We start from the raw sequence: 21,919 nt of genomic DNA, 5'->3' as shown, positions 1-21,919 counted from the left end.
ACCAGTAGGTCCAGGAAGGTGCTGACGCAGGGTTTTTGTCACGTAAACCGGTTAAGATCAGCAAACATGCTGGTAAAAAGCCGTTTTTGAGGTTGTTTGCAAGGGTTGTCGGCGAGTTTCGCGGGGATTGATCCCCTCATTCGCCGGCGCGCAAAGTGTGCTGCAAGGAGGCAAAATGCCGCTGTGTTTGACTATCACTAGTTATCACAAAATTACCCCTGGTCAATGCTCTGAAAAATCCATGGATCAGGGGGTGATGGCAATTGGCCGTAATTCTGATAATGACTGGGTATTGCCCGATCCAGAGCGCTTGGTCTCCGGAAAACATTGCATTATTCAATACAAAGATGGCCGGTATTATTTAACCGATAACAGCACTAATGGGGTGGTGTTAGTCAAGGCCGGCATTCGTCTGCGCAACGGAAACAGCGAGCCGTTGCAAGATGGGGAAGTTATCCGCATCGGTGATTATGAAATCCAGGCGCGCATCGATTTCAATCTGCCCGTGACTGACAGCAACCCGTTTGCCGATTCGTCCAGCAGCTTCGATGCCTTGATGGGACGCCAGGGCGCCGGCGTGAAGACGCCGACCCCGTTGCCCGTGACACCCCCTGCACATTTTCAGGGCGTGTCGGCCATGGACACGCTGCCGGACTTGTTCGACTTTCTGGCACCGAGCAGCATCCCGCCGGCCACCCAGCCCGACCATGTCCCGGTCGAGCAACACGACTTCCGTCCACCGACCCCGATCCCTAAGCCGACGCCCATGACAGAGCCTGCGCCGCTGGCGTCGGCCCCACTGATTCCGGAAGATTGGGATCTGTTCAGCGACCAGCCTGCGCCGCTGGCGGTTGCCCCCTCGCCTGTTGCAGAAGTTGCGCCGCCACCCGTACCTCAAATCAGCATACCGATCGAGCCGGCCCCCCTGCGCGAACCGCCCGTGGCCATCGTTGAGTCCCCGGTCAGTCCGGTCAGCCATTCTCAACCCGACCTGTTGCAAGCCTTTCTGCGCGGCGCCGGGCTGGATCAAGTGCGCCTGGAAAAGGCCCAGGCCGAAGCGCAGATGGAAAGCATCGGCCGCAGTTATCGGCTGATGGTCGAGGGCCTGATCGATGTCTTGCGCGCCCGCAGCAGCCTCAAGGGCGAGTTCCGCATTCAGCAGACGATGATTCAGCCGGTGGAAAATAACCCGCTGAAATTCGCTCCCAACGTCGATGAAGCCTTGCTGTTGCTGTTGCGCCACACCAATCAGGCGTTCATGGCGCCGGACCAGGCGGTGCGCGACAGTTTCGATGACTTGCGCGCCCACCAATTGGCGGTGATGGCGGGTGTGGAAGCTGCGATCAAGCACCTGTTGGCGCGTTTCGAACCGGCACAACTGGAAGAGCGCCTGGGTAAGCCCGCTGGCCTGTCGAGCATTTTCAATGGCTCACGACAGGCCCAGTACTGGCAGCAGTTCACCGAGCTCTACAGCAATATTTCCCGTGAGGCCCAGGAGGATTTCCAGGACCTGTTCGGTCGGGAGTTCAGCCGCGCCTACGAAGAACACAGTGCAAGACAAGGTCGCCGCTGAGCATCGCTGTCACATAACGCGATTCATAGCAAAGAACGGAACAACGGATAGCTGAAACGTCATTGAGGACGCAGGATGATTCCCAGGTTTTTACTCGCAGTTGCCACCGCGCTTCTGCTGACCGCGTGTGCCAAGGATGCCCCCAAACCCCAACCCGAAGAGGCTGAGGCCGACACGGCCGCCGTCGAGTTGCACTTTCACGCCATCGCCGGGCTCAACCCCGGAGCCAGTGGCCAGCCGGCCCCGGTCCGGGTGCGCATTTTCGAATTGAAAAATGCCGCCACCTTCGGTCGTTCCGATTATTTCGCACTGGCCGAACGAGCCCAGGCGACGCTCGGTGCGGATCTGATCGACCAGGACGAAGTGCTGATCCAGCCCGGACAGCAGTTGAGCCTGCAGCGCAATCTCGACCCCTCCACCCGCCATATCGGCGTGCTGGTGGGGTACCGCGAGCTGGATCAATCGCAGTGGCGCACGGTGATGAATGTTCCGCCGCGCCAATACACCGAATACCAGATCAGCCTCGATGTGCGCGCCGTGCGCAGCGCCGTCGTTGTTCCCCCATCCAGCCCTGCCCAATAAGCAATCGGAGCCCCCATGTCCTGGAACAATCGCGTGGTCTGGTCGGAAGGCATGTTCATTGGAACGCAGCACTTCCAGCAGCATGACCGTTACCTGGAGAACCTCATCGACGCCCGGAGTCGCCCATTGTCGGCCGGGGCCTGGGGATTTTCTGAATTGCTGATCGACCAGGGCCTGCTGGCCCAGGGCAAACTGGCGATCATCTCGGCGCGGGGCCTGTTGCCAGACGGCACGCCATTCAACATTCCCCAGGATGACTTGGCGCCGAGCCCGCTGAATGTCGATGACAACCTGCGCGATGGTCTGGTGTACCTGGCCTTGCCGCTCAAGCGAGCCGGTGCGCGTGACACCGTTGACGAAGGCGAGGCGCTGGGCGCTGCGCGCTATGTGAGTCAGGTGCGCGAGGTGCGGGACGACAACGCGCCGTTCGAAAACCAGGCCCCGGTGGCCGTGGGGTCGAGGGCGCTGCGATTATTGATCGCCCGGGACGGCATCAGCGACTACGCGGCGATCGGCCTGGTGCGAATCAAGGAGAAACGCGCCGACCGCGCCTTGGTGCTCGACGACGCCTACATCCCGCCGCTGCTGGATGTGGTCGCCTCCACGCCCTTGGCCGCGTTTCGTAACGAGCTACTGGGCTTGCTTCATCAGCGCGGCGAAGCGCTTGCCGGGCGGGTGGTGGCGTCCGGTGCCGGTGGTGCCTCGGAGATTGCCGATTTCATGTTGCTGCAACTGGTCAACCGTGCCCAGCCGCTGATCCAGCACTTGAGCCACTTGAGCCCGTTGCATCCCGAGCGGTTCTACAGCGAGTTGGTGAGCCTGGCCGGGGAATTCTCGACCTTTACCGCTTCCGGGCGGCGACCGCAGGAATTCCCGCAGTACCAGCATGATGACCTCGCGCTGAGTTTTGCGCCGGTGATGCAAGCCCTGCGTGAGGCGCTGTCAATGCTGATCGACAGCAAGGCCACGCCGATTCCGATTGTCGAAAAAGCCTACGGCATTCATGTGGCCATGCTGGCTGACAAAACCCTGCTCGACAGTGCCAGTTTTATCCTGGTGGTACGCGCCGATGTGCCTGCCGAGACCCTGCGCAGCCGCTTCGGCCAGCAGAGCAAAATCGGCTCGGTGGAGCACATCCGCGATATGGTCAACCTGCAATTGCCGGGCATCGGCCTGCTGCCAATGCCCGTGGCGCCACGGCAGATTCCGTATCACGCCGGTTCCACCTATTACGAACTCGACCGAGGCAGCGAGCATTGGCAACAACTGGCCAACTCCGGCGGTTTTGCGTTCCACATCGCGGGTCAGTTCCCGGGGCTGAACCTGGCTTTCTGGGCGATCCGAGGATAAACCGCGATGAATAACGACGATCGTACCCAATTCATGCCGACACCCGGTGGCCGTGGCGCCGAACCGGCCCGCCCGGACCCTGGTCGCGCCCAGCCCGCGCCGCTGTCGATGCCGGCCGCGCCGGTGTTGACCGGCAAAGCCGAAGGTCTCAACCCCCTGGAAAGCGCCGCAGGTCCGCTGCTGGCTTTGCTGACCCGCTTGCGCAACACCATTGCCCACCCGGCACCGGCGAGTCTGCGGGCGCAACTGCTGGCCTACCTGCGCCAGTTCGAGGAGCGCGCCGAGGCCGCCGGTGTGGTGCGCAACGATGTGTTGCTGGCCCGCTACGCCTTGTGCACCGCCCTGGATGAAGCGGTGTTGAGTACGCCGTGGGGCGGCACCGGCGACTGGGGCAAGCAGAGCCTGCTGATCACCGTGCATAACGAGGCCTGGGGCGGCGAGAAGGTGTTCCAGCTATTGGAACATTGCCTGCAAAGCCCCCGCGAACGTTTGTATCTGTTGGAGCTGTTGTACCTGTGCATGTGCCTGGGTTTCGAAGGGCGTTATCGGGTCATGAATGACGGTCGCAGCCAACTGGAGGCCTTGCGTGAGCACACCAGTGCGGTCATCCGCAGCGCCCGTGGTGAATACGAGCGTGAACTGTCGCCCCATTGGCGCGGCGTTACCGTGGCGCGCGACCGGCTGGCGCAATTCATGCCGCCATGGATCGCGGTGGCCATCGGTGTGGCGTTGCTGCTGGCCCTGTTGTTCGGCCTGCGCTTGAAACTGGCCGCCGATGCCGAGCCGGTGTTTAAAGACATCCATGCGCTGGGCGAAATCCCGGTGCAGGCCATCGACCGTCCGGTGGTGCAACCGAAACTGATCGAGCGCCCCCGCCTGGCAGGCTTCCTTGCCGATGAAATCAAGGCCGGGCGGGTCTCGGTGGAAGACGCCGTTGACCGTTCCGTGGTGACCATCCGTGGCGATGAACTGTTCGCCTCGGGCAGCGCCAGCATCATCGACAACTTTCAGCCATTGATGCTGCGCATCGCCGAGGCCATTCGCATGGTCAAGGGCCAAGTCCGGGTGACCGGGCACAGTGACAATCGCCCGATTGCCACCCTGCGGTTTCCATCGAACTGGGCCTTGTCCGAGGCACGGGCCACTTCGGTGCTGCAAATCCTTTCGGCCAAGACCGGCCAGCCCGAGCGCTTCAGCGCCGAAGGCCGCAGTGACACCGAGCCGTTGGCCTCGAACGCTACGACCGAGGGTCGCGCCCGCAATCGTCGGGTCGAAATCACTGTGTTGGCGGAGGGAGTCGAGTGAAGGCGTTTTTCAGTTTTATCACCCGCTGGGTCATTCCATTGCTGGGGCTGATCGCCCTGAGCCTGATCATCTGGTTTGTCGGGCCGCTGCTCGAATTCCTGGTGCCCGAAGGCCGGCGCTGGGCGCTGATCATTCTGCTGTTCGCGGTGTGGATCGCCTACCGGCTGTTTCGCATCATCCAGGCCCGCCGTCAGGCCGCCGAAGTCATGCGTAGCCTGGCGGCGCAGACCCCGCCGGACCCGACCAGCATCGCTACAGCCGAAGAGCTCGAAACCCTGCGTCAACGTATGGACGAAGCCCTGGCGCTGTTGAAGAAAGCCAAGCTGGGCGGCGACGAGCGACGCAATCTCTACGAATTGCCGTGGTACGTGATCATCGGCCCGCCGGGTTCGGGCAAGACCACGGCGCTGGTCAACTCCGGTCTGCATTTTCCGTTGGCTGCGCAGTTGGGCGCAGGTGCGGTGCGCGGCGTCGGCGGTACGCGCAATTGTGATTGGTGGTTTACCGACCAGGCCGTGCTGCTCGACACCGCAGGCCGCTACACCACTCAGGACAGCGACGCGACAGTCGACAAGGCCGCCTGGCTGGGCTTTCTGGGCCTGTTGAAAAAACAGCGGGCCCGTCGTCCGATCGACGGCGCGTTTATCGCCATCAGCCTCTCCGATCTGCTGCTGGGCAGCGACGCCGAGCGCGCCGCTCATGCCGCCGCGATCCGCCTGCGTATCCAGGAGTTGTACACCCAACTGGGCGTGCGTTTTCCGATCTACCTGATGCTGACCAAACTCGATCTGGTGCCCGGGTTCATGGAGTATTTCGACACCCTGAGCAAGGAAGAACGAGCCCAGGTCTGGGGCATGACCTTCGCTCTGGATGACGGCAAAAGCAATGACAGCCCGCTGGTCCATCTGCAAAGCGAATTCGCCAGTCTGGAGCAACGCTTGAACGATCGACTGGTGGAGCGTTTGCAGCAAGAACGCGACCCGGCGCGACGCGATCTGATCTACGGTTTTCCACAGCAGTTCGGCGCGTTGAAGGATTGCCTGCAAAGCTTCCTTGAGGGTGTGTTCAAACCCAACGCCTTTGAAGAGCGAGTGCTGTTGCGCGGGGTGTATTTCACCAGCGGCACCCAGGAAGGCAGTCCGATTGACCGGCTGATCGGCTCTATGGCCCAGAGCATGAACCTGGACCGCCAGCACCTGGCGCGCCAGACCGGCACCGGGCGCAGTTACTTCATCGAAAGACTCTTCACCGCCGTGGCCTTTGCCGAGCGTGGGCTGGTGGGGGTGAACCCGAAAGTCGAACGTCGGCGCAAGTGGATCGCCCAGGGCGTGCTGGCCTCGACCGTGGCCTTGGTGCTGGTGGTCGGGACCTTGTGGTGGGTCAGCTACCGCGCCAATCAGGCGTATATCGCGCAAGTCGATCAGAAAGTTGTGCCCCTGGGCCAAGCCGTGCAGAACCTCAGCCCGGCACAGCGGGACGTGCTCGCGGTGTTGCCCTTGCTCAACGCAGTGAAGCACTTGGCCGATGATGCGCCGAACTGGGCCGAAGGCCTGGGCCTGTATCAGGGCGACATGCTTGAAGCCGAATCGGCCAGCGTCTATCGCAAGCTGTTGATCGCAGTCTTCGCGCCACGCTTGCTCACGCGCATCGAAGAGCAACTGCATGGCGGCGGCAATTCGGACTTCCTTTATGAAGGCTTGAAGGCCTACCTGATGCTCGCCGACAGCGAGCATTACGATGCCGACTTCATCAAAGCGTGGATCGCCCTGGACTGGGACCGCAATCTGCCGCGTGACTTGCCGTCCGAGCAGCGTATGGCCCTGGCGGAGCACTTGCAGGCCCTGTTCGAGCGCCATCCGCCCACTGCACGTCTGGACCCGCGCCTGATCGACGACCTGCGTCGGCAGTTGCAACAACTGCCGGTGGCCCAGCGTGTCTACGACCGGGTCAAGCGGCAGAAACTGCCGGACGGCATCCCGGACTTTCGTCTCAACGAAGCGGCCGGGCGCGATGCTGCGCTGGTGTTCAGCCGCAAGAGCGGCAAGCCGCTGGGCGACCCCTTGAGTGGCTTCTTCACCGCCAAGGGTTATCGCCAAGGGTTTTTGCTCACCAGCCTGAACCAGACCGGCACCCTGGCTGAGGAGCAGTGGGTGCTCGATCACGACCAGGCAGAGCAGCAGAACGTCGCCAGCCTGGCCGCCGACGTGCGTCGCCTGTATTTCCAGGATTATCAGCGCCAGTGGGACGCCTTGCTGGCTGATATCGACTTCGTGCCGATCACCAGCGTGGCCCAGGCCGCCGATGTGCTGCGGGTGATTTCCGGGCCGACCTCGCCGTTGAAAAAATTGCTGGTGGCGGTGGCGAAGGAAACCGACCTGCAACAGGAAGAACGCCTGCTGGCTGCCAAGGGCGCGCCGGTGGAGGGCGGGGTCGACAAGCTCAAGGAGCGCCTGGGCACTTTGCTCGGCCAGGAGCAGGCGACGCAAAACACACCTGAGGCCAGTGACGATCCCATCACCGCGCATTTTGCCGAACTCAACGGCATCGTTAGCAAGAACGAAGGCGAGCCGGCGGCCATCGATGGCCTGTTGGCCGACATGAACGCCCTGTATGTGCAGGTCAGCGCCATGGTCGGCGCCAGCGGCGACGCCTTGCTCGGCGAAGCCAAGAACCAGGCCGCGGCTGCCGCGACACGGGTCAGTCTCAACGCCGAGCGTCAACCAGCGTTGGTGCAGGGCCTGGTCAAGTCGGTGGTCAACTCCACCACCAACAGTATGATGGGTGGGGTACGCAATCAACTGAACGCGGCCTGGACCAGCGAAGTGGTGAACATCTATCGCCAGTCCCTGGCCGGGCGTTATCCGATGTCGCCAGGCAGTGCGCGAGACGCGACTCTCGACGACTTCGGCCAGTTCTTCGGCGTAGGCGGGGTGATGGACAACTACTTCCGCAAGTACCTGCAGCCGTATGTGGATACCTCGACCCAGGCCTGGCGCTGGCAACCGGGCGCCGCGCAGAAGCTCGGTATCGCCCCGGGCGTGCTGCAAACCTTCCAGCGGGCAGCGGCCATCCGGGATGCGTTTTTCCGTTCCGGAGGCACCCAGCCGATGGTGCGCTTCGAACTCAAGCCCGTAGCAATGGACGCTTCCATCACCCAGTTTTTGCTCGACCTCGATGGCCAGCAATTGAGCTACGACCACGGCCCGAGCCGTCCGACCGCTATGCAATGGCCCAACGCTGGCAGCATCGGCGTGGTGCGGATCTCGATCATGCCGCCCTCGGCCAGTGGTCGGTCCGGCATCACCCTGGATGGCCCCTGGGCCTGGTTCCGTCTGTTGGAGCAATCAGACCTGACCGCCGGCAACTCGCCGGATCGCTTCAACCTGCGGCTGCGGGTCGACGGCGCCAGCGCCTCTTACGAGCTGCGGGCCAACAGCGCCTTCAACCCGTTCAAGAGCCGTGTGCTCAGTGGTTTCAGCCTGCCGGAGCGGTTATGAGCACTCCGGGTTTCTATGGAAAGTTGGCCAGTCGCGGGGACTTTGTCAGCCGTGGCTTGCCGCAGAGTTTTATCGGCCCCTGGGATTCATGGCTGGCGGCGGGTTTGCTCGCCAGCCAGAGCCTCGGCGACCGTTGGCTGAATGCCTATCTGGTCAGTCCGCTGTGGCGCTTTATGGTCGCGCCCGGTGTGTGTGGGCCACAGGCCGCCGTGGGGGTGGTGATGCCGAGCGTCGATCGGGTTGGCCGATATTTTCCGCTGACCGTCGCGGTGCTGCTGGAACACGACGCCGATCCGGCATCGGTGGTCGGCGGTTCGGATGTCTGGTTTGAACAGGTCGAGCAATTGATGTTGAGCACCTTGAGCGTGGAGGCGAGCTTCGAAGCCTTCGGTGCAGGGCTGGAGACGCTGGGTAGCCCGGCGTACCTGCGGCGCACCCGGAGCAGCCGTTTTGCCGGTCTGCACCGCTTTGATGTCACCGATCCGCAGGCGCGGATGACCGCCCTCGCCGAGCAGGCCTGCGAAGGGGCCAGTATGTGGTGGGGCCAGGGTTCGGAGCGTATCGCGCCCGGTTTATTGCGGTGCCAGGGCCTGCCGGCCGCCGCTGATTTTGCGCAATTTTTGCTTGGCCAAGAAGGTGTTGTGTAGATGTGTTCAAGCGTTGGAAGGACCCTCAAATCTGCAAGCAAAAGCCATGTCGGTATGGTCCGTCAGGTTAACGAAGACGCTTGCCTGGACCTGCCGCAAAAAGGCCTGTGGGTGGTCGCCGATGGCATGGGCGGGCACGCGGCGGGCGACTACGTCAGTAGCCTGATTATCGACAGTCTGCGTAGCGTGGCCGCGGGTCGCTCGCTGGATGAATACGTCGCAGCATTGAAAATCGACCTGCAGCGGGTCAACGCCGCCGTGCGTGAAGAAACGGCCAATCGCGGCGTGACCATGATGGGCAGCACGGTGGTGGTGCTGGCGGCGCGTGACTTGCGCGGGGTGTGCCTGTGGGCGGGTGACAGCCGCTTGTATCGCCTGCGTGATGGCCGGCTCAAACGCATCTCGCGGGACCACAGTTACGTCCAGGATCTGCAGGACAGCGGCCTGCTCAGCGAAGCCGAAGCCCGGGTGCATCCACGGGCCAATATTATCACCCGCGCCATCGGGGTCGATGCGGGGCTGGAGCTGGCGATGGTCGAGCTGCTGTTGAAGCCCGGCGACAGTTACCTGTTGTGCAGCGACGGGCTGAACAAAACGGTTGAAGATCATGAGATCCGCGAGGTGCTGAGCCACGACGAGCCTGGGGAAATCGCCAGCAGCCTGGTGTCCCTGGGCCTGATGCGCGGCGCTCCGGACAACATCACGGTCATCGTCGTGAAGGTGCCTTCATGAACGTCACTGCGAACATGCTGATCCCGGGTTATGACATCGACAGTGAGATCGGCGAAGGCGCCATGGCCAGAGTTTATCTGGCGACCCAGCGCTCGCTGGAGCGCAAGGTGGCATTGAAGGTCATGGCCACCGCGCTGGCGGCCGACCCGAGTTTTTGCGAGCGTTTCCTGCGCGAAGGCAAAACCCTGGCGCGCCTGTCTCACCCGCATACGGTCACCATCCATGACATCGGCAATGTCGGCGAGCTGTATTACATGGCCATGGAGTACCTGCCCAACGGTACGCTCAAGGAACGCATCGCCGCCGGCCTGACGCCGGAGCAGGGCCTGATCTACATCCGCCAGATCGCCTCGGCCCTGGGTTATGCCCATGGGCTGGGGCTGGTTCATCGCGATGTCAAACCGGCGAACATTCTGTTCCGCGCCGACGGCACGGCGGTGCTCTCGGACTTCGGCATCGCCAAGTCCCTGGACGACCGCACCCAATTCACCCAGGCCGGTTTCGCCGTCGGCACGCCCAGCTACATGAGCCCGGAACAGGCGCGCGGCCAGGACATTGACGGCCGGGCCGACCTTTATGCCCTGGGCGTGGTGCTCTACGAAATCCTCGTCGGCAAACTGCCGTACACCGGCAACGATGCGCTCTCCACGGCCTTGGCACATTTGACCGAACCCTTGCCGGAGCTGCCGGTGCACCACGGTCGTTATCAAGAGGTGCTGCGCAAGCTGCTGGCCAAGGATCCGGCCGAGCGTTTCCCGGATGCAAAGGCGTTGTTGCAGGCGCTGGATAATCTGCCCCGGGAATCGGTTGAAGCAACCACAATCCGGCCGTTGCCGATTCCGGTGTCCATCGACATTCCGACCAGCCCCGCGCAGCCACAACCTCAAGCCAAGCCTGTTGCGCCGACGGTGAAGTCGACGCCGCAACCCCCGGCCTCGGAGCAGCGCAAGGGGCCGGTGTTCGCGCTTGCCGCTGTTGCGGTAGCCGTGGTACTGGCGTTGGGCGGCGCGGGTTATTGGTGGCTGTCCGGTGGCGTCGAAGCGGACGCCAGGACGCCGGTTGTTTCAGTGCCACCGGCCAACACGACACCGGCAGTGGTTGCACCAGAGCCACCCGTAAAGACCCCTGTGGTGACACAAGTCGATGACGGTCAGCGTCCGCTTTTGATGGCCGGCAAAAAAACGTTGTTCCAGCGAGTGCTCAGCAAGCCGGGCGCCAAACTCGCCGGTGAACCGGGGGCCACACCTGGCAAGGCCTTGCCAGCGTTTTCCGTGCTTTACGTCTATCAGCGCAAAGAGGTTGCCGGCAGCCCGTGGCTGCGCGTTGGCACCGCCACCGACGGGCGCAGTGATGGCTGGTTGTCGGCCGAGCAAGTCAGCGACTGGAAGCAAAGCCTGGTGCTCAAATTCACCGAGCGTTCTGGCCGTGCGCCGGTGATGTTCCTGCGTCAGCCCGGTGAAGTAGAGCAGTTGCTGGCCGATCCGCAGGCTGCAAAAAACCTGTTGCTCAAGGCCCAGCAGAATCGCGAAGACAATCAGCAAGTGCTGGCCCTGGAACCGGCTGCCAGCGCGGTGCCGCAGAACCAGTTCTACCTGTTGCCGATCTTCGATTCGCGCGAGAGCTTCGATGAAAACGGCCAGCCCGTTCAGTTGCTGAACGTGGCGTCCATCGACCCCGGCAATGCACCGAAGACTACTGCCGGCAACACCCTGATCAGTGCCGCCAATGCCGACGCGTTTCGCACCGCCGTGGTGTTGGTCGTCGACACCACCGTGTCCATGCAGCCCTACATCGATCAGGTCCGCGACGTGGTACACCAACTGCAAACCCACATCGCCGAGCGCGGCGAGCTGGACAGCGTCAGCTTTGGCCTGGTGGGGTTTCGCAACAGCATCAAGAAAACACCGGGTCTGGAATACGTCGCTAAAACCTTGATCACCCTGGAACAGGGTCGCGACCCACAGCGCTTCATGGACTTGGCGCGGCAGGTCAAGGCGACCACAGTATCGAGCCATTCGTTCAACGAAGATGCGTTTGCCGGTGTGATGGAAGCGGTCGAGGGCATGGATTGGTCCGGTTATGGTGGGCGCTTGATTCTGTTGGTCACCGATGCTGGCGCCCTGCGCAAGAACGACCCGTATGCCTCCACACAAATGAACGAGGCCGAAGTGCGTCAGGCTGCGCTAGGCAAGCAGATCAAAATCTACGCCTTGCACTTGCTCAGCGACGCTGGCAAGAAAACCCACGCTGGTGCGCAAAACCAATATCGCACCCTGACCGCCGACGCCAACCCGCAGATCGGCGACCTGTACATTCCGGTACCGGGCGCCGATGTGCGCAAGTTGGGTGAGCGGGTGGACGAGATCGGTTCGGTGTTTGCCGACCTGGTGCATCAGGTGCGCACCAACAAGCCGCAAACCGTGCCGCTGCTGAGCGCCGCGCCGAGCCTGACCGACAAATCGGCAGCCGTCGGCTACGCGATGCACATGGACTTCCTGGGGCGTAAAGCCGCCAGCCAGGCGCCACAACTGGTCAGCGCCTGGACCGCCGACCACGACCTGACCAACTCGGCACTGCCGGCGTTCCAGGTGTGCGTGATGCTGACCAAATTGCAGCTCAACGACTTGCAGCAATCGCTGAAACTGATCGTCGATGCCGCCCGCAAGACCCAGACCTCGCCGAAGAATTTCTTCCAGGAAATCGCCAGTGCCAGTGCCTACATGAGCCGCGATCCTTCGGCCTTGCGCAAGGGCGGCAACCTGGCCGATGGCGGGGTTCTGGGTGAGTACCTGGAAGGGCTGCCCTACCGCAGCAAGTCGTTGAGCATGACCCAGGACTTGTGGCTTTCCCTGAGCGTGGCCGAGCAGGAAGACTTTATCGACGAGCTGGATTCGAAAATCCGCCTCTACGAAACCTTCCATAACGACTTGGCCAACTGGGTGCGTTTCGGCGATGCCGAGCCGGGTGATGCTTTGTACCGCGTTCCGTTGTCGACGCTGCCGTGATGCTGAACATGAGCGCGGTGCACAAGAGCCGGGGCGCCGGCAGCCAGCGCTACAGCCTGGTGATTCCACGGCTGCAACTGCGTGCCGGTGAACAACTGGCGGTGGTCGGTCCCAGCGGTTGCGGCAAAAGCACGTTGTTGGATTTGCTGGCGCTGGTGCTGGCTCCGGATCAGGCCGGGCAGTTTGATTTTGCGCCCGACCAAACCAGGACAGACATTAGCGGGCTGTGGCGCGCAGATGCGCAAAGCGCCTTGGCGGACCTGCGCAGCCGGCACTTGGGCTACGTGCTGCAAACCGGTGGCCTGCTGGATTTTCTAGACGTGCGCGGCAACATTGACCTGTCGCGCAAACTGCTCGGCTTGAAAGACGACGGCAGCGTGGACCGCCTGGCCGGGGCACTCGATATCGCTGATCAACTGGGTAAAAGACCGGGCGATTTATCCGTCGGCCAACGGCAACGGGTGAGTTGCGCCCGCGCCCTGGCCCATGAGCCGCGTCTGCTGCTGGCCGATGAACCGACCGCCGCCCTCGATCCGCTCAACGCGGAACGTGTGATGCAGTTACTGGTGACCCAGGCTCGTGAACACAGCGTGTGCTGCGTCGTTGCCACCCACGACGAGGCACTGGCCCGCGCTAGCGGTTTGCAGGTGCGACGCATCAGTTGTCATCGCGACGTCGATGGCGGTGTCACCGCCACCCTCGGGGAGGCTTGCTGATGCGTGGCGCGCTGATGGCTTCCCTGGCTTGGCAGGATTACCGCAACAATGCGTGGCTGTCGGCCTGTTCGGTACTGGCGCTGGTGGCGGTGGTCGCGCCGCTGCTGGTGCTGTTCGGCTTGAAATTCGGCCTGGTCAGCAGTTTGACCGAGCGCCTGGAAAACGACCCGGCCACCCGGGAAATCATTCCCTTGGGTGGCGGCCGATTCAGTGCCGCGTTTATCGAACAGTTGAGCCGGCGCAGTGACGTGGCGTTCGCCTTGCCACGCACCCGGCAGATTGCCGCGACGGCGGATCTGACCGCTGACGTTTCGACGGTGACCGTCGAAATGATCCCCACCGCCGCCAACGATCCCTTGCTTGGCAGTCTGCCGATGCCTCAAGGGCTGGATCAGGTGCTGCTGAGCCAGACCGCCGCCGAAAAACTCGGGGTCAAGGCTGGTGATTGGCTGCAGGCCAGTTTCGGTCGGCAGGTGGCCGGGCGTGGCGAGGCGCAGCGCACTCGTGTCCAGGTGCTGCACGTGCTACCGCTGGAAGCCTTCGCCCGGGAAGGGTTGTTCGCGCCATTGACGTTACTGGAAGCGGCTGAAGATTACCGGGACGGCCGCGCCGTGCCTGTGTTTGGTTGGCCAGGTGTTGCGGTGGGCGTGACGGAGCAGCGGGTGTATCCGGCGTTTCGCCTGTACGCCCGCAGCCTCAATGATGTCGAGCCGCTGCGCCAGTACTTCGCTGCGCAGAACCTGCTGGTCTCGACCCAGGCCCAGGCCATCGCCCAGGTGCAATCGCTGAGCCGCAACCTGTCGATCGTGTTCTGGATCATCGCCGGATTGGCCTTGGCGGGAGCGTTCGCGGCGATTTTTGCCGGGGCGCTGGCGGCGGTCGAGCGTAAGCGTCGAGAGTTGTCGGTGTTGCGTCTGCTGGGATTTTCCACGGCGGCGTTGCTGTTGTTTGTGGTGATACAGGCACTGTACAGCGCCGGCTTTGCCGCCCTGTTGAGCGCCGGGCTGTATGGCCTGGCGCAATCGGGCCTGAACCATTTATTTGTGCAGATGCCGGGTGAGTACGCCAGCCATCTGCTGGCGCGTCACTACGCGTTGGCCCTGGCGGCAGTGTTCGGCGTCAGCGCCGTGGCGGCGGTCTGTGGTGGCTGGCGAGTGGCGCGTATCCAGGCGTGTGAAGGAATCCGAGATGTATAAGTTACTGGGCGCCGCCATGGCGCTGAGCCTGGCCGGCACGGTCTGGGCTGATGACGGCACCGACAAACTGGACAACCCCAAGCCGTTGCCCGATGACGTCAGCCTGCCGCTGCCGTGCGAAGGGCAGATGGTGTTCCGTTACGTCTACATCCTGGCCCAGGGCAGTCTGGACGATCGCGAGATCAGCCTCGGCTACCCGTTCAGCGAAGGCGAGGCCGGTTATCAGCAGTCGTTCATATCCGGCTATCGCCGGGACTTCATCAATGGCCAGTTCACCCTTAAAGATCTGCCCAAGGACTGGAGCAAGAGCATCACCCCATTGATGCCCAAGACCGACGCCAACACTCCGCTCAAACCGATGTTCTATTTCATCGGCAAATACGAAGTCACCGCCCGCCAATACGCGCAGGTCATGGCCCAGGCACAATCGTTGGCTAGCGGCGAGCCGGCGCCGGCCTGCGAAGCCCTGCAAGCGGAGCTTCCCCAAGGCATGGCCGGGCGTTTGCCCAAGGTGAAGCTGTCGCGATTCGAGGCTGAACGCTTCTCGGCGGTGTACAGCGCCTGGCTGATGAAATACCACAAAGACCTGCTGCCGGTGAGCGGTCGCGGCACCTCGGCAGAGGAGGGCGGGCTGGGTTTTGTGCGCTTGCCGACCGAGGTCGAATGGGAGTTCGCTGCCCGGGGCGGGCAAGCCGTCAGCCGTCAGGATCTGGAAGGGCGCCTGTTTCCCCGCCGTCTGCAGGGCAGCGAAAGCGACGGGCCACTGGCGGACTGGGCAGTCTTCAATCAGGTCGCCGGCGGCACCGGCCAGGCTGCGCGGCTGATGCCGATCGGTACCAAACTGCCCAACCCCATCGGTCTGTTCGACGTAATCGGCAACGCCGCCGAGATGGTCCAGGAGTCCTTCCAGCTCGTGCATGCCGGACGCCGCCAGGGCACCTATGGCGGCTTCGTGGTCAAGGGCGGCAATTATCTGGAAGGCGAGGGCACCTTGTTCACCGGGATGCGTCGCGAGTATCCGCTGTTCGCCGCCGACGGCACCGAGCAAAACAACGAAACCACCGGCTTCCGGGTCGCGATTGGCGCGTTGTCGGCGCCCCGTTCGCGCTACAAGGAACTGTTTGCCCAATGGCAGAAAGAAGGTCGGCTGGCTTCGCTGACCGATGCCATCGACGACGCCCAGGACCCGACCAAACGCCTGGACAGCATCATTGCCGCCAGCGTCGATCCACGTCTGCAAGCCGAGTTGGGGTTGGTCAACGAAGAGCTCAAGCGCAACGTCTCGCTCATCGCCCAACAGCGCGAGGAGGCGGCCGGCAACCTGATCCAGTCGGCGGCCCTGGTGGCCGAGACCATCAACAACTACAACATTCGCCTGACCAATCTGCACAAGAGTCGTCAGCAGGCCGTGGACGCCAAGGACGAGGCCAGCGCCAAGCTGTTCGCCATGGCTATCGACAACGGCCGCAGCGCGCTGGATGGCGCGCTGGCGATCTACATCGACAACCTGGCGACTGGCACGCGCTACACCGATGCCGTGATCCAGGCACAGTTTCAACGCATCAAGGAAGAGTTGGAGCGCAAGCCGGTACTGGGCAAAAGCCTGGTGGCGCGCGCGACGTTATTCGTTCGCCATGTCGGTGATTATCGTCAGCAACGACGAGCCGACCCGGCGGCGATATTGAAGGAATTGCTCGCATCGAACGATCAGCGGTCTTGATCGTTTGTTGTACAGCGAGCTTTGGAAGGGACTCAGACGGCGGTGGGCTGTGCTGAGCGGGTCAAACCTTAAAAGAGAACATCACTATGCTTTCCTCTCGTAAACCTTTTGCCTCAGTTTCCAAGCGTCATTTGCTGCTGATTGCCGTCGGCTTCAGCACTGTACTGACTGGATGCGCCACGTCACCGACTTCCAAGGTTGCCTCGAGCACCAAGGTCGAGTACTACCCCAACTGCTACGAGCCGGTGCAGCATCTGCGCGCCACCGATTCGAACATGACCAAGTCGGTGGTTACCGGCGCGGCTGTCGGCGCTGTCGGCGGTGCACTATTGGGCGCCCTGACCGATTCCCAGAACCGTGGCCGCAATGCCGCCATCGGTGCAGCGGGCGGCGCCCTGGCGGGCGGCGCGGTCGGTTACTACAACGAGCGCCAGAAGCAGATCGCCGATGACAACCAGCGCATCGCGTCCTACGCCTCCGACGTCAATAAACGCGCCGCCGACATCGACCGCAGCACCGCGTACGCCAAGGCGTCCCAGCAGTGCTACCAGAGCGCGTTCACCAAACTGGTCGCTGACCGCAAAGCCAAAACCGTCAACGACATCGAGGGCCGCAAGCGCCTGGCAGAAATTGTTTCTGGCCTCAAAGAGTCCAACGACCTGATCGTCGCGGTGAACGGTAAAGCCAGCGAAGACCTGAACAACTACACCCAGGCCTACGAAAAAGACCTGCAGCAAGTCGGCGTGCAGCGCACCGACGTGGTCACCGTGGCGACCGCCGAAACCACGCCGGCCGTGACCCCGACCAAGAGCAAAAAAGCGGTGAAACCGGCGAAAAAACCGGTACTGCCAACCGTGCCGCAAGAAGCGGTCACCACCGAGAGAACCCTGCAGACCGCACAAGCCAAACAGGCCGAAAGCAAGCAAGTCGCCAGCGCAGGCACCACTCAGGTCAACAGCATGTGCAAGAACCCGGACCTGGGCGACTGGGCACCGGTACCTTGCCCGAACGTTTGATTGAGTTTTTGTAGGGCTTTGAGCATCCCCACGTGTTGCGTGGGGATGATCTGTACTTGGCGCCATGCGCCGCCATCTCCTGCGCTTGCAAGTGATTCAGCGCTCGCTTCCTCTGGTAACTGCACGTCATCCGCCATTCTGCTTCCATAACGTCGGCCAGGTTCCGCGGCGTATCGGCTGAACAAATGTTCCGCCTTGAAATCAGGGTATTCGCTGTCCAGTTCAACCCCTGGATCGAATACAAAATGCTGATGGCTTCAATTCCTTCAAAGGCTCGCCCTTTAAAATCGTGTGAATAAACGGGATCAAAGTTCGAAGCCTTGGCCGGCGAACATGTGCTTATCCTCAGCAAAAGGATTGGTGTCGGAAGGGGGGCTGACGCGTGGACCGAAGTTTGATTATTTCAGTTTTTTTTGCGGCGGCGATGTGCGAAGGACTTTCGACATTTTTTGTTCAGGGGTGAGGTAATGAAGTTTTGGGCCGAGCCAAGTACACATCCGGGGATTGGTGATATATGAAGGTGCCATCATTTTGATGGCATTTTTAATATGCTTTTTTTCAGTCATCGCTTTGTTCATGGATGGCTGTAACTTTCAGAAAGCTCCTACATTTTTCATTTTCTATTTTTGTCATGCTGGCGTCAGCGTCAGGATATGAATTCCTCAGTGATGATAAACAGGGTTGATGAACCGCTCTGGCTCAATGGTTTATGGGGATTCTGGTCGAGGGTGGAAAGGTCAAGTCTGGTGTCAGGGAATCCCCTGTCACATATAGGGTGATTGCCTACACGCTACGTGGAACACTTCGTCTTGTTGTTTAATTGGATGCTTGCTAGTGGCCATCATCGTGAGTAGGATGCGCACCACTTGAAAGGGCACGGTACTCAATTGGATGAGTCTTACGTGATGCTCTTGATACAGTCCAGCGCGCCGAAACTCCGGAAAGCGTACAGACCGTAATACTATTAAAGGCCATGGATGTCCTACTCAAGCAAACTTTCCGCTCATTACCTTGAACTCGCAAAAGCCTCTGTTTCCAAAGAGAATTTTGCGGGCGAGGACGTTCGTTTTTCGAGCGAATATGAGGCATTGGAAAGCGAGTTGGGCAAAGCCCAATCCATGCATGAAAGCGGTCAGATCGACTGGCTGAAAATCCGCGAAAACAGTGAAGCGCTGCTGCGAACCCAATCCAAGGATTTGCGCGTTGGCGCGTGGCTGACCTGGGCGCTGTATCAGCGCGAATCCTTCCAGGGCCTGCTGGCCGGTCTCGGCCTGCTGCACCATCTATGTGAAAACCACTGGGCCGAGATTCACCCGAACAAGGCCCGCACCCGTTCCGCCGCCATCAGTTGGCTGGTGCCGCGTCTCGAGCAGGTGCTGAACGAAAACGTCGCGATCAAAGAGCAACTGCCGCTGTTCCGCCGATTGGTCGAGCACCTGGAAGGTCTCGATGCCGCTTGCACCGAGCACCTGGGCGACGACGCGCCGCTGCTGCTGCCGATCTCCCGCCGCCTGAAAAACATGGTTCAGCGTGCTGCCGACAACCAGCCGGAGCCCGGCGCTGTCGGTGCGGTGGTGGCTCAGGTCAAGCAGGCCGCGACCCAGTTGTTCACCCCCGGCGCGCCGATCGACAACGAAAAAGAAGCCCATAAGGCCCTGCGCGCGCAGCAGGAAAATGCGCGTCCGCTGTGCGCCTGGTGGTTGAAACAGAAAGCCACCGACCTGCGCGCCCTGCGCCTGAATCGCACGTTGCTGTGGCTGCCGATCGACGCCGTGCCCGAGCGCAACGCCGAGCAAATCACCGCATTGCGCGGGCTGCCGGCCGACAAGCTGAAAATCTATCAGGACCGTTTTGACCAGGGGCAATTCGCTGATCTGCTGGTGGAACTGGAGGCGAGCCTGGCCAAGGCGCCGTTCTGGTTCGATGGCCAGCGGTTGGTCTGGGAATGTTTGCAAGGGCTGAACGCCGAGCTGGCCATGCGCGAAGTGGAAATCCACTTCGCGTTGTTGATTCAGCGCCTGCCAGGCATCGTCGAATTGCGTTACCACGATGGCGCGCCGTTCGCTGATCCGGCCACTCGCGCCTGGATCAGCGCCCACGTGATGCCCCATCTGCAAACTGCCAGCGCGCCGCGCAAGGTCGAAGTCAGCAGCAGCCAACCGGCCTGGGAACTGGCGCTCGAAGACGTCTTGCCGGTGCTGCGCAAGGACGGCCTCAAAGCCGCGGTGCAGATTCTCAAGCAAGGCCTGCAAGCTGCCCACGGCGGACGCGTGCGGTTCTTCTGGCAGTTCAGCCTGGCGCGGCTGTGCTTCCTGGCCAAGAAATACGAACTGGCCAAGACCCAGCTCGAAACCCTCGATTCAGAATTACAGAACTCAGGCTTGCACGCCTGGGAGCCTGATCTTGCGCTGGAAGTGCTGCACCTCCTGCATAGCTGCTGTGAGTTGTTGCCGCAGAACCACGCAGTGCGAGAACGCAAGGAAGAGATTTATCGCAGGCTGTGCCACCTCGATCTCGAAGTGGTACTCGAATAGGCCCCAGGGCCACAACCGCAAGGAGAAAAGCCATGGCCAAAGAAGGCTCGGTAGCCCCCAAGGAACGCATCAACGTCACCTTCAAACCCGCCACCGGCGGTGCTCAGGAAGAGATTGAACTGCCGCTGAAACTACTGGCAATCGGTGACTACACCCACCGCGCGGACGAGCGCAAAGTTGAAGATCGCAAGCCGATCAGCATCGACAAGATGACCTTCGACGAAGTCCTCGCCAAGCAAGAACTGCAGCTGACGCTGAGCGTGCCGAACCGTCTTCAGGAAGAGGGCGAGACCGAAGAACTGGCCGTGAAACTGCGCGTCAATTCGATGAAGGACTTCAACCCGGCCAGCCTGGTCGAGCAAGTGCCTGAGCTGAAAAAACTGATGGAACTGCGTGACGCACTGGTGGCCCTCAAAGGCCCACTGGGTAACGCACCTGCCTTCCGCAAAGCCATCGAAGGCGTTCTCGCCGACGACGAATCGCGCGGTCGCGTACTGGGTGAGCTGGGCCTGAACGCCGCAGCCCAGGACGCCTGAGTCCCCATCAGCCAAGGAAGCCAACACTATGAGCACCAGTGCAGCACAGCAAAAAGCTAGCGAGAACGGCGAATACAGCATTCTCGACAGCATCATCGCCGAAACCCGTCTGACCCCGGACGACGAAGCCTACGACATCGCCAAGCGCGGTGTGTCGGCGTTCATCGAAGAACTGCTCAAGCCGCAGAACAACGGTGAGCCGGTCAAGAAAGCCATGGTTGACCGCATGATCGCCGAGATCGATGCCAAGCTCAGCCGTCAGATGGACGAAATCCTCCACCACCCGGACTTCCAGTCGCTGGAATCGGCGTGGCGTGGTCTGCAGTTGCTGGTCGACCGCACCAACTTCCGCGAAAACATCAAGATCGAAATCCTCAACGTCTCCAAGCAAGACCTGCTGGACGACTTCGAAGACTCGCCGGAAGTGATGCAGGCTGGCCTGTACAAGCACATCTACACCGCTGAATACGGCCAGTTCGGTGGCCAGCCAGTAGGCGCGATCATCGCCAACTACTTCATGTCGCCAAGCTCGCCAGACGTGAAACTGATGCAGTACGTGTCGAGCGTTGCATGCATGTCCCACGCGCCGTTCATCGCCGCTGCCGGCCCGAAATTCTTCGGCCTGGAAAGCTTCACCGGCCTGCCGGACCTGAAGGATCTGAAAGATCACTTCGAAGGCCCGCAATTCGCCAAATGGCAGAGCTTCCGTCAGTCCGAAGACTCGCGTTACATCGGCCTGACCGTTCCGCGTTTCCTGCTGCGCAACCCGTACGATCCGGAAGAAAACCCGGTGAAATCGTTTGTGTACAAAGAAACCGTCGCCAACAGCCACGAGCACTACCTGTGGGGCAACACCGCCTACGCGTTCGGCACCAAGCTGACCGACAGCTTCGCCAAATTCCGCTGGTGCCCGAACATCATCGGCCCACAAAGCGGTGGCGCGGTTGAAGACCTGCCGTTGCACCACTTCGAAAGCATGGGCGAAATCGAAACCAAGATTCCGACCGAAGTACTGGTGTCCGACCGTCGTGAATACGAACTAGCCGAGGAAGGTTTCATCTCCCTGACCATGCGCAAAGGCAGCGACAACGCCGCGTTCTTCTCCGCAAGCTCGGTGCAAAAGCCGAAGTTCTTTGGCATCAGTGCTGAAGGCAAGGCTGCAGAGCTGAACTACAAGCTCGGCACCCAACTGCCGTACATGATGATCGTCAACCGCCTGGCTCACTACTTGAAAGTGCTGCAGCGCGAGCAACTCGGTTCGTGGAAAGAACGTACCGACCTCGAGCTGGAACTCAACAAGTGGATCCGCCAGTACGTTGCCGACCAGGAAAACCCGAGCGCCGAAGTTCGTGGTCGTCGTCCGCTGCGTGCCGCCCAGATCGTCGTCAGCGATGTTGAAGGCGAGCCAGGCTGGTACCGCGTCAGCCTGAACGTGCGCCCGCACTTCAAGTACATGGGTGCCGATTTCACCCTGTCGCTGGTTGGCAAGCTGGACAAAGAGTAAGCGGAG

The 21,919-nt window shown here is 61.5% G+C and carries 15 protein-coding genes; all 15 read left to right on the top strand.

Annotated elements, in window-relative coordinates; translation table 11 throughout:
- Positions 1–175 precede the first annotated feature (175 nt).
- The 15 genes from tagH (at position 176) to tssC (ending at position 21,913) form a co-directional block, all read left to right on the top strand.
- Complete coding sequence (gene tagH, locus BK658_RS03945; RefSeq protein WP_123581144.1) at positions 176–1,573, top strand: type VI secretion system-associated FHA domain protein TagH; 1,398 nt, start codon at positions 176–178, stop codon at positions 1,571–1,573.
- Positions 1,574–1,648: 75 nt separating this feature from the next.
- Positions 1,649–2,155: a type VI secretion system lipoprotein TssJ gene (gene tssJ / locus BK658_RS03940; RefSeq protein WP_123581143.1), complete on the top strand. Its 507-nt coding sequence runs from the start codon at positions 1,649–1,651 to the stop codon at positions 2,153–2,155.
- A 15-nt stretch (positions 2,156–2,170) separates the two neighbouring features.
- Complete coding sequence (gene tssK, locus BK658_RS03935; protein WP_123581142.1) at positions 2,171–3,505, top strand: type VI secretion system baseplate subunit TssK; 1,335 nt, start codon at positions 2,171–2,173, stop codon at positions 3,503–3,505.
- Between the two features lie 6 nt (positions 3,506–3,511).
- Complete coding sequence (locus BK658_RS03930; protein ID WP_123581141.1) at positions 3,512–4,810, top strand: DotU family type VI secretion system protein; 1,299 nt, start codon at positions 3,512–3,514, stop codon at positions 4,808–4,810.
- Positions 4,807–8,307 (top strand): type VI secretion system membrane subunit TssM, encoded by a 3,501-nt coding sequence (tssM, locus tag BK658_RS03925; RefSeq protein WP_123581140.1) that lies wholly within the window; start codon positions 4,807–4,809, stop codon positions 8,305–8,307. Before BK658_RS03930 ends, tssM begins: the two co-directional genes overlap by 4 nt.
- Entirely contained in the window at positions 8,304–8,954 is a 651-nt protein-coding gene (tagF, locus tag BK658_RS03920; protein ID WP_123581139.1) for a type VI secretion system-associated protein TagF, read from the top strand. Before tssM ends, tagF begins: the two co-directional genes overlap by 4 nt.
- On the top strand, positions 8,955–9,686 hold the full coding sequence (locus BK658_RS03915) for a PP2C family protein-serine/threonine phosphatase (protein ID WP_185019771.1): 732 nt from the start codon (positions 8,955–8,957) through the stop codon (positions 9,684–9,686).
- Positions 9,683–12,691, top strand: coding sequence for a serine/threonine-protein kinase (locus BK658_RS03910; RefSeq protein WP_123581137.1), 3,009 nt, complete (start codon positions 9,683–9,685; stop codon positions 12,689–12,691). The genes BK658_RS03915 and BK658_RS03910 overlap by 4 nt, the downstream gene beginning before the upstream one ends.
- Positions 12,691–13,407, top strand: a complete 717-nt coding sequence (locus tag BK658_RS03905; RefSeq protein WP_123581136.1) for an ABC transporter ATP-binding protein — start codon at positions 12,691–12,693, stop codon at positions 13,405–13,407. The genes BK658_RS03910 and BK658_RS03905 overlap by 1 nt, the downstream gene beginning before the upstream one ends.
- A complete protein-coding gene (locus BK658_RS03900; RefSeq protein WP_123581135.1) occupies positions 13,407–14,603 on the top strand; it encodes an ABC transporter permease in 1,197 nt (398 codons plus the stop codon). The genes BK658_RS03905 and BK658_RS03900 overlap by 1 nt, the downstream gene beginning before the upstream one ends.
- Positions 14,596–16,323 carry a formylglycine-generating enzyme family protein gene (locus tag BK658_RS03895; protein ID WP_123581134.1) on the top strand — a complete coding sequence of 576 codons (1,728 nt, stop codon included), beginning with the start codon at positions 14,596–14,598 and terminating at the stop codon, positions 16,321–16,323. Before BK658_RS03900 ends, BK658_RS03895 begins: the two co-directional genes overlap by 8 nt.
- Positions 16,324–16,409: 86 nt before the next feature.
- The gene (gene tagQ / locus BK658_RS03890) at positions 16,410–17,339 is read left to right on the top strand and encodes a type VI secretion system-associated lipoprotein TagQ (protein ID WP_123581133.1); all 930 of its coding nucleotides are present in this window, start codon (positions 16,410–16,412) and stop codon (positions 17,337–17,339) included.
- A gap of 977 nt (positions 17,340–18,316) precedes the next feature.
- Entirely contained in the window at positions 18,317–19,873 is a 1,557-nt protein-coding gene (gene tssA, locus BK658_RS03880) for a type VI secretion system protein TssA (protein ID WP_123581131.1), read from the top strand.
- A 32-nt stretch (positions 19,874–19,905) separates the two neighbouring features.
- The gene (tssB, locus tag BK658_RS03875; protein ID WP_123581130.1) at positions 19,906–20,409 is read left to right on the top strand and encodes a type VI secretion system contractile sheath small subunit; all 504 of its coding nucleotides are present in this window, start codon (positions 19,906–19,908) and stop codon (positions 20,407–20,409) included.
- 28 nt (positions 20,410–20,437) lie between these two features.
- Positions 20,438–21,913 carry a type VI secretion system contractile sheath large subunit gene (gene tssC / locus BK658_RS03870; RefSeq protein WP_123581129.1) on the top strand — a complete coding sequence of 492 codons (1,476 nt, stop codon included), beginning with the start codon at positions 20,438–20,440 and terminating at the stop codon, positions 21,911–21,913.
- Positions 21,914–21,919 lie beyond the last annotated feature (6 nt).

Origin of the sequence: Pseudomonas brassicacearum, assembly GCF_003732175.1 — a bacterium.
GTDB classification, from domain to species: Bacteria; Pseudomonadota; Gammaproteobacteria; order Pseudomonadales; family Pseudomonadaceae; genus Aquipseudomonas; species Aquipseudomonas brassicacearum_G.
The sequence above is the reverse complement of the archived record's forward strand: the minus strand, read 5'-3'. Positions and strand labels throughout refer to the sequence as shown.

Excerpts from the sequence above, each read along its gene's own strand:
- BK658_RS03930 (WP_123581141.1), top strand. The coding sequence starts at position 3,512 with ATGAATAACGACGATCGTACCCAATTCATGCCGACACCCGGTGGCCGT.
- BK658_RS03905 (WP_123581136.1), top strand. The coding sequence starts at position 12,691 with ATGCTGAACATGAGCGCGGTGCACAAGAGCCGGGGCGCCGGCAGCCAG.
- tssA (WP_123581131.1), top strand. The coding sequence starts at position 18,317 with ATGTCCTACTCAAGCAAACTTTCCGCTCATTACCTTGAACTCGCAAAA.
- BK658_RS03900 (WP_123581135.1), top strand. The coding sequence starts at position 13,407 with ATGCGTGGCGCGCTGATGGCTTCCCTGGCTTGGCAGGATTACCGCAAC.
- tagH (WP_123581144.1), top strand. The coding sequence starts at position 176 with ATGCCGCTGTGTTTGACTATCACTAGTTATCACAAAATTACCCCTGGT.
- tssC (WP_123581129.1), top strand. The coding sequence starts at position 20,438 with ATGAGCACCAGTGCAGCACAGCAAAAAGCTAGCGAGAACGGCGAATAC.
- tssK (WP_123581142.1), top strand. The coding sequence starts at position 2,171 with ATGTCCTGGAACAATCGCGTGGTCTGGTCGGAAGGCATGTTCATTGGA.
- tagQ (WP_123581133.1), top strand. The coding sequence starts at position 16,410 with ATGCTTTCCTCTCGTAAACCTTTTGCCTCAGTTTCCAAGCGTCATTTG.
- tssB (WP_123581130.1), top strand. The coding sequence starts at position 19,906 with ATGGCCAAAGAAGGCTCGGTAGCCCCCAAGGAACGCATCAACGTCACC.
- BK658_RS03910 (WP_123581137.1), top strand. The coding sequence starts at position 9,683 with ATGAACGTCACTGCGAACATGCTGATCCCGGGTTATGACATCGACAGT.
- tagF (WP_123581139.1), top strand. The coding sequence starts at position 8,304 with ATGAGCACTCCGGGTTTCTATGGAAAGTTGGCCAGTCGCGGGGACTTT.
- BK658_RS03915 (WP_185019771.1), top strand. The coding sequence starts at position 8,955 with ATGTGTTCAAGCGTTGGAAGGACCCTCAAATCTGCAAGCAAAAGCCAT.
- tssJ (WP_123581143.1), top strand. The coding sequence starts at position 1,649 with ATGATTCCCAGGTTTTTACTCGCAGTTGCCACCGCGCTTCTGCTGACC.
- BK658_RS03895 (WP_123581134.1), top strand. The coding sequence starts at position 14,596 with ATGTATAAGTTACTGGGCGCCGCCATGGCGCTGAGCCTGGCCGGCACG.